22 protein-coding genes and 1 pseudogene are annotated in these 23,044 nt (G+C 72.5%); 5 read left to right on the forward strand and 18 right to left on the reverse strand.

Annotation, left to right across the window (positions count from 1 at the left end; genetic code table 11):
* Positions 1 to 104 precede the first annotated feature (104 nt).
* The 6 genes from ACZ6JY_RS04940 to ACZ6JY_RS04965 form a co-directional block, all read right to left on the reverse strand.
* Positions 105 to 1,331, reverse strand: coding sequence for an acyltransferase family protein (locus ACZ6JY_RS04940; RefSeq protein WP_469192310.1), 1,227 nt, complete (start codon positions 1,329 to 1,331; stop codon positions 105 to 107).
* Positions 1,324 to 2,277: an alpha/beta hydrolase gene (locus ACZ6JY_RS04945; RefSeq protein ID WP_469192312.1), complete on the reverse strand. Its 954-nt coding sequence runs from the start codon at positions 2,275 to 2,277 to the stop codon at positions 1,324 to 1,326. Before ACZ6JY_RS04945 ends, ACZ6JY_RS04940 begins: the two co-directional genes overlap by 8 nt.
* A 224-nt stretch (positions 2,278 to 2,501) precedes the next feature.
* Positions 2,502 to 3,380, reverse strand: coding sequence for an alpha/beta hydrolase family protein (locus ACZ6JY_RS04950; protein WP_469192314.1), 879 nt, complete (start codon positions 3,378 to 3,380; stop codon positions 2,502 to 2,504).
* 124 nt (positions 3,381 to 3,504) lie between these two features.
* Entirely contained in the window at positions 3,505 to 4,716 is a 1,212-nt protein-coding gene (kynU, locus tag ACZ6JY_RS04955) for a kynureninase (protein ID WP_469192316.1), read from the reverse strand.
* Positions 4,709 to 5,578 (reverse strand): tryptophan 2,3-dioxygenase family protein, encoded by an 870-nt coding sequence (locus ACZ6JY_RS04960; RefSeq protein ID WP_469192318.1) that lies wholly within the window; start codon positions 5,576 to 5,578, stop codon positions 4,709 to 4,711. The genes kynU and ACZ6JY_RS04960 overlap by 8 nt, the downstream gene beginning before the upstream one ends.
* A gap of 169 nt (positions 5,579 to 5,747) precedes the next feature.
* Positions 5,748 to 6,344 carry a CGNR zinc finger domain-containing protein gene (locus ACZ6JY_RS04965; protein WP_469192320.1) on the reverse strand — a complete coding sequence of 199 codons (597 nt, stop codon included), beginning with the start codon at positions 6,342 to 6,344 and terminating at the stop codon, positions 5,748 to 5,750.
* A gap of 105 nt (positions 6,345 to 6,449) precedes the next feature.
* Here ACZ6JY_RS04965 and ACZ6JY_RS04970 point away from each other — a divergent pair, with 105 nt between their 5' ends.
* On the forward strand, positions 6,450 to 7,628 hold the full coding sequence (locus ACZ6JY_RS04970; protein ID WP_469192322.1) for an NADH:flavin oxidoreductase: 1,179 nt from the start codon (positions 6,450 to 6,452) through the stop codon (positions 7,626 to 7,628).
* Positions 7,629 to 7,682: 54 nt separating this feature from the next.
* On the opposite strand, the gene ACZ6JY_RS04975 is transcribed toward ACZ6JY_RS04970, so the two are convergent.
* The 7 genes from ACZ6JY_RS04975 to ACZ6JY_RS05005 form a co-directional block, all read right to left on the reverse strand.
* Positions 7,683 to 8,096 carry a DUF3151 domain-containing protein gene (locus ACZ6JY_RS04975; protein WP_447038360.1) on the reverse strand — a complete coding sequence of 138 codons (414 nt, stop codon included), beginning with the start codon at positions 8,094 to 8,096 and terminating at the stop codon, positions 7,683 to 7,685.
* A gap of 117 nt (positions 8,097 to 8,213) precedes the next feature.
* Positions 8,214 to 9,236 (reverse strand): class II fructose-bisphosphate aldolase, encoded by a 1,023-nt coding sequence (fbaA, locus tag ACZ6JY_RS04980; RefSeq protein ID WP_447038361.1) that lies wholly within the window; start codon positions 9,234 to 9,236, stop codon positions 8,214 to 8,216.
* 114 nt (positions 9,237 to 9,350) lie between these two features.
* Entirely contained in the window at positions 9,351 to 9,899 is a 549-nt protein-coding gene (pyrE, locus tag ACZ6JY_RS04985) for an orotate phosphoribosyltransferase (RefSeq protein ID WP_358709961.1), read from the reverse strand.
* Positions 9,900 to 9,909: 10 nt separating this feature from the next.
* A complete protein-coding gene (locus ACZ6JY_RS04990; protein WP_469192324.1) occupies positions 9,910 to 10,704 on the reverse strand; it encodes an aldose epimerase family protein in 795 nt (264 codons plus the stop codon).
* Positions 10,705 to 10,728: 24 nt separating this feature from the next.
* Complete coding sequence (locus tag ACZ6JY_RS04995) at positions 10,729 to 11,643, reverse strand: SRPBCC family protein (protein WP_469192326.1); 915 nt, start codon at positions 11,641 to 11,643, stop codon at positions 10,729 to 10,731.
* 60 nt (positions 11,644 to 11,703) lie between these two features.
* Positions 11,704 to 13,272, reverse strand: coding sequence for a polyamine aminopropyltransferase (locus tag ACZ6JY_RS05000; protein ID WP_469192328.1), 1,569 nt, complete (start codon positions 13,270 to 13,272; stop codon positions 11,704 to 11,706).
* A 91-nt stretch (positions 13,273 to 13,363) separates the two neighbouring features.
* On the reverse strand, positions 13,364 to 13,888 hold the full coding sequence (locus ACZ6JY_RS05005) for a DUF2617 family protein (RefSeq protein ID WP_469192330.1): 525 nt from the start codon (positions 13,886 to 13,888) through the stop codon (positions 13,364 to 13,366).
* Positions 13,889 to 14,694: 806 nt separating this feature from the next.
* Between ACZ6JY_RS05005 and ACZ6JY_RS05010 the strand changes: the two genes are divergently transcribed.
* Positions 14,695 to 15,900: a pyridoxal phosphate-dependent aminotransferase gene (locus ACZ6JY_RS05010; protein WP_469192332.1), complete on the forward strand. Its 1,206-nt coding sequence runs from the start codon at positions 14,695 to 14,697 to the stop codon at positions 15,898 to 15,900.
* Positions 15,901 to 15,984: 84 nt separating this feature from the next.
* On the opposite strand, the gene ACZ6JY_RS05015 is transcribed toward ACZ6JY_RS05010, so the two are convergent.
* Together ACZ6JY_RS05015 and clpB are read right to left on the reverse strand one after the other, a co-directional pair.
* Positions 15,985 to 16,524: a type III secretion system chaperone family protein gene (locus tag ACZ6JY_RS05015; protein ID WP_469192334.1), complete on the reverse strand. Its 540-nt coding sequence runs from the start codon at positions 16,522 to 16,524 to the stop codon at positions 15,985 to 15,987.
* A gap of 103 nt (positions 16,525 to 16,627) precedes the next feature.
* Positions 16,628 to 19,243, reverse strand: a complete 2,616-nt coding sequence (clpB, locus tag ACZ6JY_RS05020; RefSeq protein WP_469192336.1) for an ATP-dependent chaperone ClpB — start codon at positions 19,241 to 19,243, stop codon at positions 16,628 to 16,630.
* Between the two features lie 166 nt (positions 19,244 to 19,409).
* On the opposite strand from clpB, the gene ACZ6JY_RS05025 reads away from it, so the two are divergent.
* Complete coding sequence (locus ACZ6JY_RS05025) at positions 19,410 to 19,847, forward strand: pyridoxamine 5'-phosphate oxidase family protein (RefSeq protein WP_469192338.1); 438 nt, start codon at positions 19,410 to 19,412, stop codon at positions 19,845 to 19,847.
* A gap of 138 nt (positions 19,848 to 19,985) precedes the next feature.
* Here ACZ6JY_RS05025 and ACZ6JY_RS05030 read toward each other — a convergent pair whose 3' ends face one another.
* Together ACZ6JY_RS05030 and ACZ6JY_RS05035 are read right to left on the reverse strand one after the other, a co-directional pair.
* Entirely contained in the window at positions 19,986 to 20,333 is a 348-nt protein-coding gene (locus ACZ6JY_RS05030; protein WP_469192340.1) for a hypothetical protein, read from the reverse strand.
* On the reverse strand, positions 20,330 to 20,509 hold the full coding sequence (locus ACZ6JY_RS05035) for a hypothetical protein (RefSeq protein ID WP_447038371.1): 180 nt from the start codon (positions 20,507 to 20,509) through the stop codon (positions 20,330 to 20,332). Before ACZ6JY_RS05035 ends, ACZ6JY_RS05030 begins: the two co-directional genes overlap by 4 nt.
* Positions 20,510 to 20,640: 131 nt before the next feature.
* Between ACZ6JY_RS05035 and ACZ6JY_RS05040 the strand changes: the two genes are divergently transcribed.
* Together ACZ6JY_RS05040 and ACZ6JY_RS05045 are read left to right on the forward strand one after the other, a co-directional pair.
* Positions 20,641 to 21,630: a helix-turn-helix transcriptional regulator gene (locus ACZ6JY_RS05040; RefSeq protein WP_469192342.1), complete on the forward strand. Its 990-nt coding sequence runs from the start codon at positions 20,641 to 20,643 to the stop codon at positions 21,628 to 21,630.
* Positions 21,630 to 22,298: pseudogene (locus ACZ6JY_RS05045) on the forward strand (helix-turn-helix transcriptional regulator); the annotation flags it as partial. The gene ACZ6JY_RS05040 and the pseudogene ACZ6JY_RS05045, both read left to right, overlap by 1 nt.
* 57 nt (positions 22,299 to 22,355) lie before the next feature.
* Here ACZ6JY_RS05045 and ACZ6JY_RS05050 read toward each other — a convergent pair.
* Positions 22,356 to 22,859, reverse strand: a complete 504-nt coding sequence (locus ACZ6JY_RS05050; protein ID WP_469192344.1) for a hypothetical protein — start codon at positions 22,857 to 22,859, stop codon at positions 22,356 to 22,358.
* Positions 22,860 to 23,044: the final 185 nt, after the last annotated feature.

A 23,044-nucleotide genomic window follows, 5' to 3' on the forward strand; every position in this document is an offset into this window, starting at 1 on the left:
CACCATCCACGGCGCCCCCGCCACCGACCACGGCGCCTCCGCCACTGGCCACGGCGTCCCCGCCACGGTCCACAACGCCCCCGCCACCGTCCACAACGCCAACCCTAGGCACGTCGTACCCCCTCCGCGTCCCGTGCCCCGACGTGGCCCCCGCGGTGCGTGCGCACGACCCGCGAACCGCCCCCGCGCTTCCCGCGCTCACCGCCGCCCCCTTGCTCATGCGCCCGGAACGCCGCCCAGCACACCCCGAGCCCCACCGCGAACACCGGCAGCCAGGCCAGGCGCGCGACCACCCAGGCCGCGCCGTCCGGCACCGTGTGCAGGCCCGGCAGCGGGGCACCGGCGAGCAGGCCGAGCGCGGTGACCGCCATCAGGGCCGTCTGGTGCCAGAGGAATATCGTCATCGCGGAGACGTTCACCAGGGCCACCGCCGCCCAGGCCGCGGGCGCGCGCAGCCTGCGGCGCAGCGGCTCACGGAGCAGCAGCGCAAGGCCGCACTGGGCGAGGCCGAAGGTGACGGCCGCCAGGGTGGGCGGGTTGAGGTTGGACAGCGCCTCGCCGGGGACGCCGACCATCGACGCGGGGTATCCGCCGAGGAGGACGAGGCCCGCGGTCGCTGCCGCCCCGCCCACGAGCAGCACCCACCCGGAGCGCCGCGTCAGCTCGCCCCGCGTCCAGGCCGCGCCCAGGGTGTAGGGCACGAGCCAGCCCGCCGCGAGGTTGACCCAGCCGAGCCAGGCGGGCCCGCCGAAGCCGAACCTGACGAGGTCCACGTGGAGGACGACGGCCAGCGGCCACAGCGGGTTGAGCCGCGCCACCAGCGGGGTCAGCGCCGTGAGCACCGCGAAGACCAGCAGGAACCAGAGCGGCGACAGCGCCAGCTTCACCAGCGTGTGCACGGTGTCCGGGTCCGAGCCCGTCAGGACGAGGCCCGCCGCGACGACCGCCCACAGCGTGAGCACCGCCGCCACCGGCCGGAAGAGACGCCCCAGCCGCGCCGCGAGCCACCGCCGATAACCGGTGCCGCGCTCCCGCGCCGCCGCGTGACTCCTGGCCGCCACATGCCCGCCGACCAGGAAGAACACGGCGAGCGTCTGGAAGACCCAGGAGATCGGCGCGAGCCACGGCATGGGTCCGAGGGGGCTCGCCGCGTGCAGCACCCCGCCGTCCGAGACCAGGGCGGTGACCAGCCAGTGCCCGCCCACGACCCCGAGGATCGCGAAGGCCCGCAGGGCGTCGACGGCCCGGTCCCTGCCGGGTGGTGTCGCGGCGTCGATGTCCCTGAACGACCGGGAGAGGCGGTGCAGCGGGCCGCGTACGAGATCACGCATGGGGGGCCTCCGGGGCTTCGCCGCGCACGATGCGGGCGAGGTTGCCGAGCGGAACGGAACCTGGTGCGAGGTAGTCGCTGTGGCCGCCGGACCCCGCCGCGAAGACGCGTGCGCCGAATCCGTCGGAGACCGGGTCGGTGCCGAAGCCGAAGGTCGTGCCGAAGAGGCCGGCGTCGGTGTGCGGCACGTCGGCGATCCAGTCGTCCGCGCCTCTGCCCGCCCAGATCCGGGCCGGGGTGCGCAGGTCGGAGGCCTTGTCGGCGCCCGTGCCCGGACTGCCGTAGAACACGATGTCGGCGGCGTCGAGACCGCGCGGCCCCGAGGCGGCACCGGCGCACACCACCGAGCCGTACGAATGGCAGAGCAGGGACACGCGTGCGTGGGCGTTGATGCCGTGCAGTGCGGCCACGAAGGACCGCAGGTCCGGCGCCGCCTCCTCCGCCCGCCCCGTGGTCAGCACGGCCGGGCTGACCGTGCCCGGCGTCTCGTACCCGAGCCAGGCCACGACGGCCGTGCCCGCGCCCAGCTCGTCGCGGAGCGCACGGGCTCCGGAGCGGAACCTGTCGTACGAGTCCAGGGACGTGTCGGAGCCCGGCACCAGGACGGCGACGCTCCGCGCGCCCGCCAGGTCGCCGAAGACCTCCGCGGTACGCCCCGCGCCCCGCCCGTCGAAGGTGAGGAACCGCCGGCCGGGCGAGGCCATGGCGCGCAGCACCCCGGCCCGCTCCTGTGCTCCGTACCGCCCCGCCATGCGGGCGGCCTTCGCGGCGTTCGCACGGTTCGCCGCGTACGCCCGCGGCAGGTCATCGGCCGTGACGTGGCCGACGACGGCCGGCTCGGGCGCCGGGATCTCCGGGCGCGCGGCTGCCGAGAGCGGGAACACCACGGCCGCCGCGACGCCCACGGCCAGCAGGGTGCGGCGCAGCCGCCCGGTCCGGATACTCATCGGTCGATTCCCTTCCGCAGCGCGGGCCGGTGCTCCGACTCGCGTCCATGGAAGGGAAGTTATTGATCAGGTGCCGTCGCCCACATCACACTGGGGTATACAGCTGTCGCGTAGCTCTCAGGTATTACGGGTACCCCTCGGGTTCTCCCCCAGGGCCCACGCCGTCACCCCGGGACGTACACCGGAAGGCGGCCTCGGACGACGCGGTCTCGGAAGACGCGGCCTCAGAAGGCCAGTTGGGCGATCTCCTCGGCCACCACCGCGCACGCGTCCGCCGCCGGGTCGATCAGCGGGAAGTGCCCGACGTCCTCCAGCAGCGTCAGGCCCACGACCTCGCCCGCCCCGGCCGCCGCGTCGGCGTACGCCTCGGCCACCGCGTGCGGCACGGTGATGTCGGCGCGGCCCTGCACGACGGTGGTGGCGATGCCGGTCGGCAGGAGCGCCGCCGGGTCCGCGTAGGGCAGGCGCGCCTCGAACCTTTCTTTGCCGCCCAGGAGTTGGGCTGCCGCGCCCCCGCAGACCCCGAGCTCCTCGGCCGTGCGGAAGTCCGCGACGGGGGCGAGCGCCACGACGCCGCGCAGCGGGGCGGGGCGTTCGGTGCGCCACCGCGCGTCGGCGGGCAGCACGTGCCGCGCGGCGGCCCAGAGCGCCAGGTGGCCGCCCGCCGAGTGCCCGGTGAGGACCATGCGGCGCGGGTCGGCCGACGGCATCGTCCGGCGGACGAGCGCGGGCAGCGCGTCCAGGGCGGCGCCCACGTCGTCGAAGGTCTCCGGCCAGCGCCCGGCCACGGGCCCCGTACCGCCCTGGGCGGGGATGGGGCTGCCCCTGCGGTACTCGACGTTGGCGACGGCGAAGCCCCGGCGCGCGAGGAAGTCCGCGAACGGCGTGAGGTGCCTGCGGTCGTAGGGCGAGCGCCAGGCACCGCCGTGCAGGACGACGACGAGCGGCGCGGGGCGGGGCATGTCGCCCCTGGGCGCGTAGAAGTCGACGACCTGGTCCGGGTGTTCGCCGTACGCGGCGGTGGCGTCCGGATCCACGGCGGGGTGCGAGAAGGCGGCTTCGGTCTCGGCGGCATCGCGGGCCACGGCGGCGTCGTCCGGCATGGCGGCAACCTCTCCACAGCAGTACGTCTTGCGGGGGCGCCCCCGCCCCTCCGCGGAGGGACGGGAGCAAGATCCGCCGGACGTTATCAGCCCGGCACGGACCCCGGTGTCACGAGCCCCGGTGTCACGCCTCCAGGGTGCGCGCGAGGACGCGCGCCGCCCGCTCGGCGTCGGCGAAGGAGACGTACAGCGGGGTGAAGCCGAAGCGCAGCACGTCGGGCGCGCGGAAGTCGCCGACCACGCCCTGCTCGATGAGGCGCTTCATGACGTCGCCCGCCGCCTGGCAGCGCAGCGCGACCTGGCTGCCGCGCTCGGCGTGCGCCTCGGGCGTCAGCGACTCCACGAGGCCGTTGGGCACGTACGCCTCGACGCACTCCAGGAAGAAGTCGGTCAGGGCCAGCGACTTGGCCCGCACCGACTCGACCGAGACGCCGTCCCAGACGTCGAGGGCCGCGTCCAGGGCGAGCATCGACAGGATGTCGGGGGTGCCGACGCGCCCGCGCGTGACGCCGTCCGCCGCCTCGAAGCCGGGCCGCATCCCGAAGGGCTCGGCGTGCGAGTTCCAGCCGGGCAGCGGCGAGTCGAAGCGTTCCTGGAGCTCCTGGCGGACATAGAGGTACGCGGGTGAACCGGGGCCGCCGTTCAGGTACTTGTAGGTGCAGCCCACCGCGAGGTCGACGCCGTGCTCGTCCAGGCCGACCGGCAGCGCGCCCGCCGTGTGGCAGAGGTCCCAGACGGCGAGGGCGCCCGCCGCGTGCGCCGCCGCCGTGAGGCCGGGCAGGTCGTGCAGGCGCCCGGTGCGGTAGTCGGCGTGGTTGAGCAGCACGGCGGCGGTGCGCGGGCCGAGCGCCGCGGGCACCTCGGCCGGGGCGAGCGGGATCACGCGGCAGCCGGTGAGGCGGGCCGCCGACTGCGCGATGTAGCCGTCGGTGGGGAACGTCGTGGCGTCAACGAGGATTTCGTCGCGCCCCCCGTCCGGCGCGCCCCCGTCCGTGTCGCGCACCATGCGTACCGCCGCTACCAGCGCCTTGAAGACGTTCACACTGGTGGAGTCGCCGACCACGATCTGGCCGGGCGCGGCGCCGACCAGCGGGGCGATGCGGTCGCCGATGCGCTCGGGCGCGCTCCACCAGCCGCTCTCGTCCCAGGAGCGGATGCGCAGCTCGCCCCACTGCCGCTCGATGACGTCGGCGACGCGGGCGGGGACGTGTGCGGGCAGGGCGCCCAGGGAGTTGCCGTCCAGGTAGACCGAATCGTCAAGGACGAAGGCCTTCCGCTTGTCGGCCAGTGAGTCCTCGGCGTCCAGGGTCTCGGCACGGCTCCGCAGATCAGACATGGCTCCTCGCCGTCCACAGCTCGGGGAAAACGTTCTTCGTGGCGCGCTTCTCCAGCCAGGCCACACCGGCAGAGCCGCCCGTGCCCGTCTTGGAGCCTATCGCGCGGCGGGTGGCCACCAGGTGGTCGTTGCGCCAGCGCCAGACCAGCTCCGCGACGTCCGTCAGGGTCTCACCGAGCCGGGCGAGGTCGCCGCTCTCATCGCCGGAGTAGAGCTCGGTCCACACGGCCTCGACCTCGGCCGAAGGCTCGTACTTCTGGGAGAGGTCGCGCTTCAGGACCGAGGCGGGGATGGCGTGGCCGCGGTGGGCGAGCAGCCTGAGCACCTCGTCGTACAGGCTCGGCTCGTGCAGCGCCTTCTCCAGCTCGGCGTGCACGCGCGGCGCGCCCCGGTGCGGGACCAGCATGGACGCCGACTTGTCGCCGAGCAGGAACTCCATGCGGCGGTACATCGCGGACTGGAAGCCCGAGCCCTCGCCGAGCGCGCCGCGGTAGGAGTTGAACTGTGCGGGCGTGAGCTGGGCGAGCGGGGTCCAGGAGTGGTTGAGGGCCTCCAGCTCGCGGATGCTGCGCTTCAGCGCGGCGACGGCCACCGGGACGTCGTCCCGGCGCAGCGCCTGCGCGGCGGTCTCCCACTCGTGGACGATCACGGTGAACCACAGCTCCATGACCTGGGTGGTGACCAGGAAGACCATCTCGCCGGGGTCGTCCGAGCGCAGGTGCTGGAGGTGGGTGAGGACGTCCGCCTGGACGTAGTCCTCGTACGGGGTGGTACCCGCGAAGTCGAGGTTCGGGCTCTCGGCCTGGTGCGCCTCGGTTGACGCCTGCGTCTCGGTGGACGTCTCATGCGTCTCTGGGGACATCGCTGTCTCCTCGATACGTACTCCGGGTAGCGGTCCGCCCCTGCCGTTACCGACACGGGGGCCCCGGTCCCCACCGGAATCCTCCGTAACTTTCCCCGAATCGGCAAGGCGATCCCTGCTGGACAGCACCTAACGATCTACGTAGCTTTCATCGCATCGCCGGAGGCGCTCATGCCTGGCCGCGGCGGCGCTCCCGGCAGGCGCGCAGGTGGGCGGCGTTGCCGCAGCCGCGGACCGAGTGCCAGACGCCGCTGTTGTTGCGGGAGCGGTCGTAGAACGCGGCGGAACAGGGCGCGTTGCGGCAGATCTTCAGCCGGCGCCAGACGTCCGACGCCTGGGCGAGCAGCGCCTCGGCGAGGACCGCGGAGGCCAGCCAGTGGGCGCCCGCGCCCTCCGGCTCCACGGTGAGGGTGCCGTCGCCCGCGAGCACGACGACGACCGGCGCGGACGTGAAGCGCACCGCGCCTTCGCCGCACTCCCCGGCGGTGAGCGCGCGCCGCACCTGGTCCCGCAGACACCGCAGCTGGGGCAGGTCGTCATCGGTCAGCACGAGCTTCACGCCGGCCCTGCCCGTCTCCCTTGCCCAGTCGCGCATCGCCTGGTCGGCCCACTCCTGGGCCACGCCGAGCGAGCCGTCGGCCAGCAGATCGGGCAGGCCGGCGGAGGCGAAGCGGTCGGCGGGCGCGGTGTTCAGGAGCTCCTGGACGAGGACGAGGCCGCCGGGCGCGGGGGTCAGGCAGTAACGCTCGGACGCGGGCCGGTTCATGCCCTTCACGGTACCCGCCTCCGCACCAAAATGACCAAAGGCGTTACGGTGCTGTCAGCTCTAACGAATCTATCGAAGAACCGCACCAGAGCCCTGGAGGGCCGCATGGAAGCCACGGAAGCGACGGAAGCCACGGGAGCGACAACGGAAGCAGCGACGGCGGCGACGGCCGGAGGCGCCGAGCGGGCCGCCCGCGTCCTCGGCCGCCCCTTCGACATCAACGGCCTCACCCTGCGCAACCGCATCGCCATGGCCCCCATGACCCGCGAGTTCTCGCCGGAGGGCGTGCCCGGCGAGGACGTCGCCCAGTACTACGCCCGCCGCGCGGCCGGCGGCGTCGGCCTGATCGTCACCGAGGGCACGTACGTCGACCACCCCTCGGCGGGCAGCAGCCACCGCGTCCCGCACTTCTACGGCGACGCGGCGCTCGCGGGCTGGCGCGGGGTCGCCGAAGCCGTGCACGCGGCCGGCGGCCGGATCGTCCCGCAGCTCTGGCACGTGGGCGCCACCCGCGACGAGGGCCAGGGCCCGATCCCCTCAGCGCCCCCTGCGGGCCCCTCCGGCCTCGGCCTCGACGGCGAGGCCAAGGGCCACGCGATGACGGGCGCGGACCTCGACGCGGTGATCGCCGCCTTCGCCGGCAGCGCGGCCGCCGCCGAGCGGATCGGCTTCGACGGCGTCGAACTGCACGGCGCCCACGGCTACCTCATCGACCAGTTCCTCTGGGGCCGCACCAACCGCCGCACCGACGGCTACGGCGGCGGCCTCGCCTCCCGCACCCGCTTCGCCCAGGAGATCGTCGAGGCGGTGCGCGCGGCGGTCTCGCCGACGTTCCCCGTGATCTTCCGCCTCTCCCAGTGGAAGGCCAACGCCTTCGACGCGAAGCTCGCGGAGGAACCGGCCGAACTCGACGCCCTGCTCGCCCCGCTGGCCGCCGCGGGCGTCGACGCCTTCCACGCCTCCACGCGCCGCTACTGGCTCCCCGAGTTCGAGGGCGACGACCTCAACCTCGCGGGCTGGATCAAGAAGCTCACCGGCAAGGCCACGCTGTCCGTCGGCTCGGTCGGCCTCGACAAGGAGTTCGTGGGCCCGCAGGGCTTCGCCAGGGAATCCGCGTCCACCGGCATCGACCTGCTCCTCGACCGCATGGAGCGGGACGAGTTCGACATGATCGCGGTGGGCCGTTCGCTGATCAGCGACCCGGAGTGGGCCGACAAGGCGGTCTCCGGCCGCCTGGCCGAGGCGACGCCCTACGACGCAGGGCTGCTCGGCACGCTGCACTAGACACGGCCGGGCGGACCCGCGGTGCACTGCCGCGGGCCCTCCCGAGCGCTGGAACTAGCCCAGCGTCTCCGCCGCCGTCTGCGAGGAGTCGCGCAGGAAGCCGGCGCAGCGCTCGTACTCCTCCTGCTCGCCGATGGACTGCGCGGCCCGCGCGAGGCCGTGCAGGGCCCGCAGGAAGCCGCGGTTGGGCTCGTGCTCCCACGGCACGGGCCCGTGGCCCTTCCAGCCGCTGCGGCGCAGGGAGTCGAGCCCCCGGTGGTATCCCGTACGGGCGTACGCGTACGACTCGACGACGCTGCCCCGCTCGAACGCCGCGTCGGCGAGCTGCGCCCAGGCGAGCGAGGACGTCGGGTACTTCGCGGCGACGTCGGCGGGATCGGCGCCGTTCGCGAGAAGCTCGCGCGGCTCCGGGTCGTCGGGCAGGTGGGTCGGGGGCGGTCCCCCGAGCAGATCCTTGTGAATGGCCATGGGACCAAGTCTGCGGCATGCCCGTACGACGAAGGCCCCGGGTCACCGACCCGGGGCCTTCGCACCCGTGGAACGCGGGGTGCCGCTTCAGCCGCGTACCCGCGGAACGCGAGGGGGTTACTTCAGCTTCGTGCCCGTGGAGCGCAGGTTCGCGCAGGCCTCGGTGACGCGCTTGGCCATGCCGGCCTCGGCCAGCTTGCCCCAGGTGCGCGGGTCGTACGTCTTCTTCGAGCCGACCTCGCCGTCGACCTTCAGAACGCCGTCGTAGTTGCTGAACATGTGGTCGGCGACGGGCCGCGTGAAGGCGTACTGGGTGTCGGTGTCGAGGTTCATCTTCACGACGCCGTTCTCCAGGGCGGTCGCGATCTCCTCGGCGGTCGAGCCGGAGCCGCCGTGGAAGACGAAGTCGAACGGCGAGGTCTTGCCGTACTTCGAGCCGACGCCCTCCTGGAGGTCCTTCAGGAGCTCCGGACGCAGCACGACGTTGCCCGGCTTGTAGACGCCGTGCACGTTGCCGAAGGAGGCGGCCAGCAGATAGCGGCCCTTCTCGCCCAGGCCCAGGGCCTCGGCGGTGCGGATCGCGTCGTCGACGGTGGTGTACAGCTCGTCGTTGATCTCGTGGGTGACGCCGTCCTCCTCGCCACCGGTCGGCGTGATCTCCACCTCAAGGATGATCTTCGCGGCGGCGGCCTTGGCGAGCAGCTCCTGGCCGATGGCCAGGTTGTCGGCCAGGGTCTCGGCGGAGCCGTCCCACATGTGCGACTGGAAGAGCGGGTTGCGGCCCTGCGCGACGCGCTCGGCGGAGACGTCGATCAGCGGACGGACGTACGTGTCCAGCTTGTCCTTGGGACAGTGGTCGGTGTGCAGCGCGACCGTCACGTCGTACTTCGCGGCGACGATGTGCGCGAACTCGGCGAGCGCGACCGCGCCGGTCACCATGTCCTTGCTGTACTGGCCGCCCAGGAACTCCGCACCACCCGTGGAGATCTGGATGATGCCGTCGCTCTCGGCCTCCGCGAACCCGCGCAGTGCGGCGTGCAGGGTCTGCGAGGACGTCACGTTGATGGCCGGGTAGGCGAACTTGCCTGCCTTCGCCCGGTCGAGCATCTCGTTGTAGACCTCGGGAGTTGCGATGGGCATGTGTCCGCTCCTTGTGATGTGCGGGTGGGTGCTGTGCTGCTTGACCCTGACCTGGGGGCGACGACATTGTCGCCCCCATCCTTCCAGACTCGGCCGCCGGAGCGGACTCGGACGTCAGTCCAGGCCCAGGTCGTCCTTGGAGTACGCGAAGAGGTACGGCACCCCCGCGCCCTCGGTGATCTTCTCGCCGGCGCCGGTGGCGCGGTCCACGATCGTGGCGACGCCGACGACCTCGGCGCCCGCCTCGCGGACGGCCTCGACGGCGGTCAGCGGGGAGCCGCCGGTGGTGGAGGTGTCCTCGACGACCAGGACGCGGCGGCCCTTGATGTCGGGGCCCTCGACGCGGCGCTGCATGCCGTGCGCCTTGGCGGCCTTGCGGACCACGAAGGCGTCCAGGCGCCTGCCGCGCGCGGCGGAGGCGTGCAGCATCGCGCCCGCGACGGGGTCGGCGCCCATGGTCAGGCCGCCCACGGCGTCGAAGTCGAGGTCCGCGGTGAGGTCCAGCAGGACCTGGCCGACCAGCGGGGCGGCCTCCCCGTCGAGGGTGATCCGGCGGAGGTCGATGTAGTAGTCGGCCTCCAGGCCGGAGGAGAGCGTCACCTTGCCGTGCACGACGGCCTTGTCCTTGATCTGCTGCAGCAGCTCGCCGCGTACGTCAGTCATGCACAGAAGCTTAAAGCCGTCGCCAGGTCCACGTGGTGGACGTCTCCAGGGGCTCGATCGGGGTCACCAGGCGGGGCGCGGTGTTGAGCCCGTCCGGCGGCCCGGTCTGCGGTTCCACGCACACCGCGGCCTCCTGCTCGTCGTAGACGACGACCCACTGCTCACGGCTCGTGACGTTGACTTCGAGCCGCTCTGGCCAGGTCAGCGTGACGTCGACGCCGTCGGGCATGCCGAAGCAGTCGTCCCGGGGGCCGGGCTGCGGGTCGATCCGCCGGCCGGTCGGCAGGTGGTCGGCGCCGCGCTCCTCCTGCCAGGCGGGGGTGAAGTCGATGCGTACGGGGTCGCCGCCGCCCTCCAGGGAACGGTTGAACCACGGGTGCCAGCCCGCCTGCGCGGGGAAGGAGTCGCCGTACGTCTCGATGCCGAGGCGCAGCGTCAGCGACTCCTCGGCGAGCTCCACGATCTGCGTGACGCGCCCCGGGTATGGCCAGGGGTCGGCGAGGTCGTAGGTGAAGACGGCCTCGGTGTCCGAGGCGCGGGCCGTGCGCCACTCGGCGTCCCGCGCGAAGCCGTGGATGGCGTGCGGCGGGGAGTTCAGCGGCATCTGGTGGACCACCGCCCCGTCGCGGAACCGGCCGTCCCTGATCCGGCCGCACCAGGGCGCCATGGGGAAGGAGCCGTACTTCTGCCCCTGCCGCAGCAGCTCGACGCCGCCGATGCGCAGACTTCCGATGCGGCAGCCGTTGCCCGGCTGCACCGTCACTTCCGCGTCGCCCGCGGTCAGGGTCACGTCTTTGGTACTCACGTGGCGACCCTACGGCGTGCGGGCTCAGCGGCGGCGGCGCAGGGCCCTTCCGACCACGATGGCGGACGCCACCGCCAGGGCCGCCGCGGGCGCGGCCCAGCGGAGCGTGGCGCCCGCGGTCAGCGACTCGGCGGCGGGCGCGGGCGCGTACCGGCCGCGGGGCGGGGCGTGGTCGACCTCCTCGGCGCTGCGGCCGATCATGGTGCGGCGGGCGTGCGCGGCCTCGGCGGGCGGTACGTCGATGTCCTCGACGTCACCCATCTCGTCGAGCCGCTCGGGCCCGTCCGCGTCGTCCAGCTCGGTCAGTTCGTCCAGGTCGTCGAGGTCGAGCGCCTCGTGCGCGTCGAGCCCGTCATGTGCGTCGAGCCCGTCATGGCCGTCGAGCCCGTCTTGGCCGTCGTGTGCGTCGAGTGCGTCGAGCGCGTCGTCCAAGCCCTCGTCCCGGTCCGTCTCCTCGCCCGCCCCCGCGCCGGTTCCCGCGGCGTCCCGCGGCGGCCCGGAGTCCGCGGGCGCCGCCGCCGCCAGCCCCTCGGCGAACCGGTCGAGGAGCCGCAGCACGGCCGACTCGACCGCCTGGGGGGTGTTCTCCTCGGTGATGCGCCCGTCCGCGCCGGCCGTCCCGCCGAAGACGAGGGTCGCCCCGGCCATGGCCGGTTCGATCCGTACGGTCAGGGAGAGCCGGACGGAACCGGAACCGCGCGCCTCGGTCGCCTCGCCCTCGATGGCGTACGTCCCGTCGCCGCGGGCGGTGGTCGTCGCCGACCCGCGGTACGTGATCGAATGCCCGCCGACGCGCACCTTCAGGCGCCCGGAGAGCGGACCCGCCGCGTCCTCGGCGTCGCGCTGAAGCCCGGGCACCGCCCCCGCGACCCGTTCGGGATCTGCGAGGACCTGCCGGAGACGCGTCGCCGGAACCGGAACGAACACCTCATGCTCCATGACAATCGAGCCTACCCACGCACCCGCCACTATGTGCGGCGGTTCGGCGCAGCGGATACGTCAGTTCGCGTAACGCGGATGCACCAGGGTGGACGCCACCAGGCCCGGCACCCTGGTCCGCCGCACCTCGCGGGCCCCCGCGCGCACCACCGCCGTCCGCTTGGCGCCGGCCAGCACGGGGCACGCCCGCGAGGCGAGCACGAAGCCCCAGTCGCGCGCCGCCCGCACCCCCTCCGAGGTGCGGTCGGGCCCCGCGGCGAACCCCGGCCGGCGGCCTCCCACCCGGTACGGCACGGTCCGCAGGCCCGCCGCCCTGAGCGTCGTCTCCACCGTCCAGAAGACCCGCGGCCTGGTCGTCACGGGCCCCGCGTGCACGGAGATCCGGCCGCCGGGGGCGAGGACGCGGGTGGCGAGGCCGTAGAACTCCTGGGAGTACAGCTTCGTGCTCGCCGTGATGCCCGGGTCCGGCAGATCGGAGATCACCACGTCGTACGAGCCGCGCGCGGCGCGCAGCCAGCGGAAGGCGTCAGCGGTCACCACCCGCACCCGGGGGTCGCGGTACGCGTGGCCGTTGAGCGCGCTCAGGGCCGGGTCGTGCCGCGCCAGGTCGACGACGCCCGCGTCCAGCTCGACGACGTCGACGCGGCGCACCCCGCGGTGGCGCAGCACCTCGCGCACGGCGAGACCGTCGCCGCCGCCGAGGATCAGCACGCGTGCGTGGGGTCCGCTCATCGCCGGCTGGACGAGCCCCTCGTGGTACCGGTGCTCGTCGCGGCCGCTGATCCGCAGCCGTCCGTCGAGGTACAGGCCGAGGGAGCGCCGGTCGCCGCCGGTGAGGACGACCTCCTGCACGTCCGTCCGGACGGCGACCCGCACCTCGGCGCCGTACACCGCCCGGCGCGCGGCCCGCTCGAAGTCGTCGACGAGGACGGCGGCCGTGGCGAGCAGGGAGAGGACCAGGACGTTGGCCGTGAGCAGCATCCAGCGGGCACGCGGGCTCAGGTCGTGCCGGAAGAGGCCGAGGACGAGCGCGCCGCCCGCGAGCGTGTTGACGGCCCCGGTGAACAGGGCGCCGGTGAGCTGGCCGAACATCGGGAGCAGCAGGAAGGGGAAGGCGAGGCCGCCGGCCAGCGCGCCCACGTAGTCGGCGGCGAAGAGGTCGGCGACGGCGCCGCTCGCCTCCTGGCGCCGGACGCGCTGGATGAGCACCATGAGGAGCGGCACCTCAGCGCCGATGAGGATGCCGATGACCAGGGAGAACACGACCAGCAGCAGCCGCGGGCCGCCCGCCCACGCCTCGCCCTCGTCGCCGGTCCACGCGAACGCCGCGTACACCGCCATGGCGCTGCATCCGCCGACCAGGGCGAGGGCCGCCTCCAGGAGGCCGAACGAGGCGGAGGCGCGGCACCGCAGCCGCTTGGCGAGCAGCGAGCCGATGCCCATCGCGAAGACCATCACGGAGAGCACGACCGAGGCCTGGGTGACCGAATCGCCGATCAAGTACGCGGCGAGCGCGACCAGTTCGAGTTCGTACACGAGTCCGCAGGCGGCGCAGACGAACACGCCCACGAGGACGAGGAAACGTCCCGCCCGGGGCGATACCGGCAACGGCACCGACGGCTCGATCACGCCAGGAACGCTACGACACCACAGTCTGCCGCCAAGTCACCCACAAGGGTGTAAATGACCCGGCGGAGGTGTAGACGCGGCTTCGCCGGATTCAGAGCGCGGCGGGCAGCGGCATCCGCACGCCGACCCTGGTCCGCGTGGCCACCAACTGGCCCTCCTGCGGGTAGGCGTGCCACGTCCGCCACATCACCGAGCCCTCGCGCCGCCGCGCGAGCAGGGCGGTGAAGGCGTGCGGGCTGCCGGGGAAGACCCCGGCCAGACCGTGCGGGTGCTCGGCGACCAGGGCGAGCAACTCCTGCGCGCGCCCGGCGAATTGGCCGCGCGACAGCGTCTCGACGCGCGCGGCGAACTCGTACTCCCACTCGCCCACGCGCTTGGAGACGCCCAGCGGGAGCGGTGTGCTGCTGCCGGGGATGCAGGCCACGGTCTCGGAGCACGTGCCGCGCTCCTGCTCCAGGAGGACCTGGTGCGAGGCGCCGAGCAGCCTCAACTCCATTCTCGCTCCGGCCAGTTCGAGTTCGAGGGTGGCCAGAGCGGGCAGAGGCTCGCGGCCGAGGGCCCATGCGAGGTCCTCGGCGCGCGTGTCGGTATAGACAGTCTTCAAGGTCGTGAGCATGGGTCGGCTCCGCTAACACGCAATGGAGGGGGGACCGGCGCACCGGATCGGACCCGGGACACCGAAATACCGGCTCGTGCCCACGAGCACGTCACATACGGATGTCCCGGTATCGGACCCTGAAACCTGTGACGGACCTCTGAGGGCGTGCTGACTGACGAGGTAATCATGGTCGGCGACACTGCCACAGCACTTTTACCCAACTTCATGCGCTTTCCACCCCCGGGGGATGCGCAGTTCAACTGTTCAATGCGCCTCGCGCCGTGCGGCATCTCGAACACGCCCCCCGCCGCACCACGTACCGCGGCCACCCGGCACGGCACCGCCAACGACGAAGCGCCCGGCGGAAGTTGCCTTCCTGCCGGACGCTCTGGGATCGGTGGACCAGCTGCCCCGTGTCAGCTGCCTCCGCCGCATCCTCCCCCGCCACCCCCGCCACCCCCGCACGAGGAACCGCCCCCGCACGAGGATCCGCCACCGCAGGAAGAGCCACCGCCGGAGTCGCCGCCGCCCGAGTCACCGGCCCACCAGCTACCGCCCCCCACACCGCCCGGCGAGGTGCCCGAGCCGACCCCCGCGTGCGCGCGCTTCCTGCCGCTCCCGCGCCGCCCGGCCACCGCGGCCAGCACGAAGATGATCACTCCGATGAAGATGAAGGCCCCGATCACGGCCACCACGCTCCTTCCCGTTCCCCCGCAGCGGGTCCCCCGTGGGCCCTCGCTCTCGCGTGACAGGGGGATGCCCGGACCCGCCGCGCCCCAAAGCAGAGTTGAGGAAGTCCAGAGGTTCGGCGCAGGATGGCCGCCATGACCTCCACTTCCGGGAGCGGGCGCCCGCTGCTCAACCGCCGCCTGACCGAGTTCGGTACGACGATCTTCGCCGAGATGTCCGCCCTCGCGGTGACCACGGGCGCGATCAACCTGGGCCAGGGCTTCCCGGACACCGACGGTCCCGAGGCCGTCCGGGAGGCGGCGGTACGGGCGCTGCGCGACGGCCGCGGCAACCAGTACCCGCCGGGCCCCGGCGTCCCGGAGCTGCGCACGGCCATCACCGGACACCAGCTCTCCCGCTACTCCCTCTCGTACGACCCGGACCGCGAGGTCCTCGTGACGGCGGGCGCGACCGAGGCCATCGCGGCGTCCCTGCTCGCCCTGGTCGAGCCGGGCGACGAGGTCATCGCCCTGGAGCCCTACTACGACTCGTACGCCGCCGCCATCGCCCTCGCCGGCGGCACCCGCGTCCCGGTCACCCTGCGCCCGCGGGACGGCCGCTTCCACCTCGACCTGGACGAGCTGCGCGACGCCGTCACGCCCCGCACCCGGCTGCTGCTGCTCAACACCCCGCACAACCCGACCGGCACGGTCCTCACCCGGGCCGAGCTGGCGGAGATCGCGAAGCTCGCCGTCGAGCGCGACCTGCTCGTCGTCACCGACGAGGTCTACGAACACCTCGTCTTCGACGACGCCGAGCACATCCCGCTCGCCTCCTTCCCCGGCATGCGCGAGCGCACGGTCACCATCGGGTCCGCCGGCAAGACGTTCTCGTTCACCGGCTGGAAGGTGGGCTGGCTGACGTCGTCGCCCGAGCTGGTCGCGGCGGTCCGCTCGGCGAAGCAGTACCTCACCTTCGTGTCCGCGGGGCCCTTCCAGTACGCCGTCGCCGAGGCGCTCGCGCTGCCCGGCTCCTTCTTCGCCGGCCTCCGGGCGGACATGCGGGCCAAGCGCGACCTGCTCAGCGAGGGCCTGACCGCCGCGGGCTTCGGCGTCTACCGCCCGGCGGGCACCTACTTCGTGACGACGGACATCCGCCCGCTGGGGGACGGCCTCTCCCACGGGGGCGACGGCTTCGCCTTCTGCCGCTCACTGCCGGAGCGTGCGGGCGTCGTGGCCATCCCGAACGCCGTCTTCTACGACCACCGCGACGCGGGCGCCCCCTTCGTCCGCTTCGCCTTCTGCAAGCGGATCCCGGTCCTGGAGGAGGCGGTCGCCCGCCTGAAGTCACTGGCGGGCTGAGACCGCCCGGCCGCGGCACGACGAGAGCCCGGCCGGGGTCTTCGCGCCCCGGCCGGGCTCCGGCCGTACAGGAGGTACGGGCCCTCAGGCCTCGTCGTCGCCCGGCTTCTCGTCCTCGGCGGAATCCACCTCGGACTCCAGGCCGAGCTGCTCGACGAGCCAGCGGTCGAACTCGATCGCGGCGCGCACCCAGCTGACGGTCGAGGACACGAAGTGCTCCAGGGAGACTCCAGTGCCGATCAGCATCTGGGCCTCGCCGATCAGGCGGACCGTGCCGTCGTCGTGCGTGTGGCTGTAGACCTTCGGCCACAGCGTCCGGCGGTTCCAGTCGTCGATCGACTCCAGGAGCTGCTGCTTCTGCTCGATCTGGTGGGGCCGGTCGTAGAACGTCCGCACCGAGAAGACCTGCTGGTCGTCCTCGCCGCGGAACATGAAGTACGTGCGGAAGTCCTCCCACGGCGCCGCGAGGTCACCCTCGTCGTCGACGACGTGCTTGAGCTCCATCTGGTCCAGGAGCTGCTTGACCAGGTCCTGGTCGGGGACGACGGGGCCCGCCGGTCCTGCTCCCTGCTGCGGTTCGGGCTGGCCCCCGAAATTCGGAATCGAGGACGGGTCGATGCTCACGTGCGTGGTCCCTTCGTACGGATTCCGCCATCCTCTCCCAGGAGGGGCCCCCGATAGCAACCCCGGCACCGCGTCTGCCCTGTTTCCACCGTCTGCCGACCGGTCACAGGGTCTTGCCCGTGGGCGACCCCGTGGCCGGGCCCACGATCAGGCCGTCCTCGAAGCGGTCCACCCGGACCGTGTCGCCGTCCTTGACCTCGCCCGCGAGGATCTCCTTCGCGAGGCGGTCGCCGATCGCCGTCTGGATGAGGCGGCGCAGCGGGCGCGCCCCGTACGCCGGGTCGTTGCCCTCGTCCGCCAGCCAGGCGAGCGCGTCGGGGGTGATGTCCAGGGTGAGGCGCCGCTCGGCGAGGCGGTCGGCGAGGCGGCCGATCTGGAGCCGCGCGATGTGCGCCAGCTCGTCCTTGCCGAGCGCCGAGAAGACCACCAGGTCGTCGAGCCGGTTGAGGAACTCCGGCTTGAAGGACGCCCGCACCACCTCCAGGACCTGCTGCTTCTTCTCCTCCTCGGAGGAGAGCGGCTCCACCAGATACTGGCTGCCCAGGTTGGACGTCAGGACCAGGATGGTGTTGCGGAAGTCCACCGTCCGCCCCTGCCCGTCGGTGAGGCGCCCGTCGTCGAGCACCTGGAGCAGGACGTCGAAGACCTCCGGGTGCGCCTTCTCCACCTCGTCGAGCAGCACGACGCTGTACGGGCGCCGCCGCACCGCCTCGGTGAGCTGGCCGCCCTCCTCGTAGCCCACGTAGCCGGGGGGAGCGCCGACCAGGCGGGCCACGCTGTGCTTCTCGCCGTACTCGCTCATGTCGATGCGGACCATGGCCCGCTCGTCGTCGAAGAGGAAGTCCGCGAGGGCCTTGGCCAGCTCCGTCTTGCCGACGCCCGTCGGGCCGAGGAACAGGAAGGAACCGGTGGGCCGGTCGGGGTCGGCGATGCCCGCGCGGGTGCGCCGCACCGCGTCGGAGACCGCCGTCACCGCCTCGCGCTGCCCGATGAGCCGCTTGCCGAGCTCGTCCTCCATGCGCAGGAGCTTCTGCGTCTCCCCTTCGAGGAGGCGTCCGGCGGGGATGCCGGTCCAGGCCCCGACGACGTCGGCGATGTCGTCCGGGCCGACCTCCTCCTTGACCATGGTGTCCTTGGCCTGCGCGGCCTCCTCCTCGGCCTCGGACGCGGCTTCGAGATCGCGCTCCAGGGACGGGATCTCTCCGTAGAGCAGCTTGGAGGCGGTGTCGAAGTCGCCGTCGCGCTGGGCACGCTCCGCCTGGCCGCGCAGCTCGTCGAGCTTCTCCTTCAGGGCGCCGACGCGGTTGAGGGACTGCTTCTCCTTCTCCCAGCGAGCGGTGAGGCCGCGCAGCTCCTCCTCCTTGTCGGCGAGGTCGCGCCGCAGCTTCTCCAGGCGCTGCTTGCTCGCCGGGTCGGTCTCCTTGCTGAGCGCGAGCTCCTCCATGCGCAGCCGGTCGACGGCGCGCTGGAGCTCGTCGATCTCCACGGGCGAGGAGTCGATCTCCATGCGAAGACGGGACGCCGCCTCGTCGACCAGGTCGATGGCCTTGTCGGGGAGGAAGCGCGAGGTGATGTACCGGTCGGAGAGCGTCGCCGCGGCCACCAGGGCGCTGTCGGCGATCTGCACCTTGTGGTGCGCCTCGTACCGCCCCTTGAGTCCGCGCAGGATCGCGATGGAGTCCTCGACGGACGGCTCGGCGACCAGGACCTGCTGGAAGCGGCGCTCCAGGGCGGGGTCCTTCTCGATCCGCTCGCGGTACTCGTCGAGGGTGGTGGCGCCGACCATGCGCAGCTCACCGCGGGCCAGCATCGGCTTGAGCATGTTCCCCGCGTCCATCGAGGAGTCACCGCCCGCGCCCGCGCCGACGACGGTGTGCAGCTCGTCGATGAACGTGATGATCTGCCCGTCGCTCCCCTTGATCTCGGAGAGGACGGTCTTGAGCCGCTCCTCGAACTCGCCGCGGTACTTGGCACCGGCGACCATCGCGCCCAGGTCGAGGGAGACGAGCCGCTTGTTCTTCAGCGACTCCGGCACGTCCCCCTTCACGATCCGCTGCGCGAGCCCCTCGACGACGGCGGTCTTGCCGACGCCGGGCTCGCCGATGAGCACGGGGTTGTTCTTCGTACGGCGTGACAGCACCTGGACCACCCGCCGGATCTCCTGGTCCCGCCCGATGACCGGGTCGAGCCTGCCCTCGCGGGCCGCGGCGGTGAAATCGGTGCCGAACTTCTCCAGGGCCTTGTACTGGCCTTCGGGGTCGGGTGTGGTCACCCGGCGCCCTCCCCTTGTCGTCTCGAACGCGTTCAGAAGCTTCTTGTCGGTGGCGCCGCGCTTCGCCAGCGCCTCCCCGGCCCGGCCGCCCTTGGCCGCGACGCCGATGAGCAGGTGCTCGGTCGAGAGGTACTCGTCGCCCAGCTCCTTGGCGCGCCGCGAGGCGTCGGCGATGACGGCGAGCAGCTCGCGGTCGGGCTGCGGCGGGGCCACGGTGGACCCGGTCACGCTGGGCAGCGCGGCGAGAATCCGCTCGGTGTCGGCGCGCACGGCCGCCTGGTCGGCGTCGGCCGCGGCGAGCAGGTCGGTGATGTTCTCGTTCTCCCTGCCCTCCAGCAGCGCCAGCAGCAGATGCGCCGGGGTCAGGTCGGCGTGCCCGTCGTGCACGGCACGGTCACCGGCCGCGTTGATCGCGTCCCGGCTCCTGTTGGTCAGCTCTGCGTCCACGTGCGCTTCTCCTCCTTACGGTCCAACCACTCACCCGGGCCCACGCGCACCCGTATCGCCGGGTACCCCGTACCGCCCGTCCACACTGACTACGTCAACGTGCACAAAGTTGAGTCTATTCCACTCAAGGCGAGCGGGGTAAGGCCGGGCGGCTATGTTCCGGACCATGAGCACCAAGCCACCCAGCAGACAGGTCGACCCGCGCGACCCGCCCGAGCCCTACCTCAGCTTCTGGCGCGAACGGCACCTGTGCACGTTGACGACACAGCGCCCGGACGGCACCCCGCACGTGGTGCCGGTCGGCGTGACGTACGACCCGGCCGAGGGCGTCGCGCGGGTGCTCGCCCGTAAGACCAGCCGGAAGGTCGCGCACGTTCTCGCGGCGGCGGGCGCCGACGGCGGGCCCGGGGCGCGGGTGGCGGTCTGCCAGCACGCGGGCCGGCGCTGGGCCACGCTGGAGGGCATCGCGACGGTCAGGACGGAGCCGGCGCTGATCGAGGCGGCGGAGCTGCGCTACGAGGAGCGCTACGAACGCAGGCCGTCCCCGAACCCCGACCGCGTACTGATCGAGATCCGGGTGACGCGGGCGATGGGCAAGGCGTGAGGCCGCGCGGGGGCGTGCGCCGATGACATGCGCTCAGGGGGTGCGCGCACGCCACAGCGGCGCCACCGTGTTCAGGTCCACGGTGACGCCGCTGCTGGGGGAAGTGCCTGCGCGATTTACAACGACGGGGGAATCGCGTCAGGCACTGCGGGGGGTGGCTGTGATGCTGTCGGACACGTCGGCCGTGTCCGGGCCCTGTTCTCCGATGATCCGGTGGTCACGTCGGTCCAGATTGACGAAGACCATGCCGTACCGGACGGCACACCGCACGGGCTGGGGTGCCCCTCGCGGTCGCCGCAGGCACCGGTAGGCGCGGATCTCCTCCTCGTCGTCACGGGTGACGACGATCGGCTCACCGAGCAGGGTCACCATCAAGGAGTCACCGTGGTGGGGGATCGCGGTGACAAGATCGATGAAGTGCCAGCCCGAGCGGTAGGCCGTGGCCATCTCGCGGCGGAAGGTGCGGTCGTCGGGGGGAGTGCTCACGCCCGGCCGCCTCCCTTCGGGAGCACATTCCACGACAGATCCGAGCCCGGTGCGGCCACCGTCGCGACGTCCGCCGGCTGGCTGTTCCAGGAGAGATCGAGAATGGTTACCCCGCCCAAAGCCAGCCCTGCGGAGAAGGTGGTGACAAGCACCGAGCGAAGCATGCGCTTAAACATGATCGGCTTCGTCCTCACTTGGTAGGTTCCTCTCCCCCGGCACAAGAAGACGATGTCTCAATTGAGCACGTCAAAGCCACAGGGTCGATGCATCATGTTCCTGCACGTTCAGGACCCTGGGGGGTGGAGATTTGATCACAACAAGCACTAAACCGGCACATCCCCACCCCTCGACCCCGCTCTGTGATGAGGGTGCGAGGCTTTATGCCAGCGCGCTCAGCAGTGGCCGCCTGGCGCGACTGGAGGCCGAGAACGCGCCCTGCCTGCTCGAAACCAACCTGCTGCACCCCGATCCGGACGACAACGACTGGCTGCGCCCGATCCCCGCGTCGGCGGCGCTCGCACAACGCCTCAATCCGATCGAACGGGAAATACAGGACCGACGGCGGCTCGCCGTACAGCTGACCGATCTGTTTGAGCCATTCATGGCCATCACCGCGCGCACCGAACCGACGGGTCACTCGATAACGGTGCTGGAGAACGACGGGCACATCGACGCCGCCATCGAGCGGGCCACGGCCGAATGCCGCCACGAGATCCTCACGGCCCAGCCCGGCGGCGGCCGCAGCGAGGACTCGCTCACGGTGGCGTTGCAGCGCGGCCAGACCGTGCTCGACCGCGGCATCACCATGCGCACCCTCTACCAGCACACGGTCCGGCACAGCCAGGGGACGCTGGCCTACGCGGCACGCATGGCCAACGGCAACGTGCACATCAGGACCCTGGAAGAGCTGATCGACCGGCTGATGATCTTCGACCGCACGGTGGCGCTCATCCCCGCGCGGGAGGACCGCCAGGTCGCCCTGGAGCTCCGGCACCCGGGCATCGTGGAGTACCTGGCCAAGGTCTTCGAGCACCAGTGGCACAAGGCGACGCCCCTGCTCGACGAGGTTCCGTACGCCCCGTCCACCGACGGGATCACCGGCGTCCAGCGTTCCATCGCCAAGCTCCTCATCGAGGGCCACGTCGACGAGGCCATCGCGCGCCGGCTCGGCATGAACGTGCGCACCTGCCGCGCCCACATAGCCAAGATCGCCGCCGCCCTCGGCAGCGGCAGCCGCGCCCAGCTCGGCTACCTCATCGCCCAGTCGGGGATTCTCGACCAGGGCCGCCCCCGGTGACGCCGAAGGCCCCCGCGATCACCGTCCTCGACGGGCTCGACCGGATCAACTCCGCGATCGAGCGGGCCATGGAGGACATCACCGAGGAGTTCCTCGCGGTCCAGCCGGGCGGGGCCAGGCCGCCGGAGATCTTGGCCGAAGTCTTCCCCCGCGACCAGGCCATCCTCCGCCGCGGCTGCCGGATGCGGACGCTCTACCAGCACCCCACGCGCTACTCCCTGCCCGTGCTCGCCCACTTCGAGCACCTTCAGGGCGACGCCGAGGCGCGGACGATGGACGAGGTCACCGAGCGGCTCTTCGTGCTCGACAGGACCGTGGCGTTCATCCCGGCGAGCAAGGACCGCAGCGTCGCCCTGGAGGTGCGCCACCCCGCCCTGGTCGAGCACTTCGCCACCACCTTCTGGCGGCTGTGGCGGCTCGCCACGCCCATGTGGCCGCAGGCCGCGCCCCAGCCGCCCAAGGACGGCGTCACGGCCCGCCAGCACGCCATAGCGGGCCTCCTCGTCGAGGGGCTCACCGACGCCGAGATCGCCACGCGGCTCGGCATGAACATCCGCACGGCCCGCGTGCACATCGCCAAGCTGGCCGCCCTGCTCGGCAGCGGCAGCCGGGCACAGCTCGGCTACCTCATCGGCCGCTCGGGCCTCCTGGACGCCCGGCACTCATGACGGGGCACGGCCCGGCGCCCGCCCGCAGCCCGCTCCCGGCCCCGCTCGCCCTCCGCGTCAGACCCCGGCCCACTCCGTGAGCAGTGCCTCCCGCTCCGCCGTGCGCGGGGTGCCGCCCTCGTGGCGGCGGCCCCACTCCGACATCACCGCGAGCGTCGTGTGCAGTGTGGCCGCGCCCTCGGTCAGGCGGGCGAGGATCATGCGGGAGAGGTCGAACTCCCGCTGGGAGTAGCCGACCGCCGCCGCGGTGTACGCCGTCAGCTCCGTGTCGCCGTCGGGGCCGCCGACCCGGACCGTCATCAGCGGGGCGTCGTCGGCGCCCCCGAAGCCCAGCGACAGGACCATGTCGACCGCCGCGCCCACGTGCCGCTTCAGCGTCTTGACGGGGACGTCGTCGATGGTCAGCGACCGCACGTCCTCCCAGAGCAGCAGGCCGGGCCGGCCGTCTCCGAGCGGGAGCACACCCTCAGGGGTCAGCCGCACCCCTTCGGCGAGACCGGACGGCTTCGCCCCCACGTACACATCCCCCTCGGCCATCCAGAACAGTCCCACCATGGCCATGCCGAACCACCCACTTCCCCCGGCACACAACGATCAACTTCAGGTCGTGAACGCAAACGCGCGCCGGGGGGGGGGGGGGTTCCCCCCCCCCCCCCCCCTCCCCGGGGCGGAAAAAAGGGAAGGTCTCCCCCCCTCTCTCCGCTTCCACCCCAACACAAAACACCCCCCCCCCCCTTCCCCTCCCT

It is taken from the genome of Streptomyces sp. NPDC046335 (assembly GCF_055587985.1).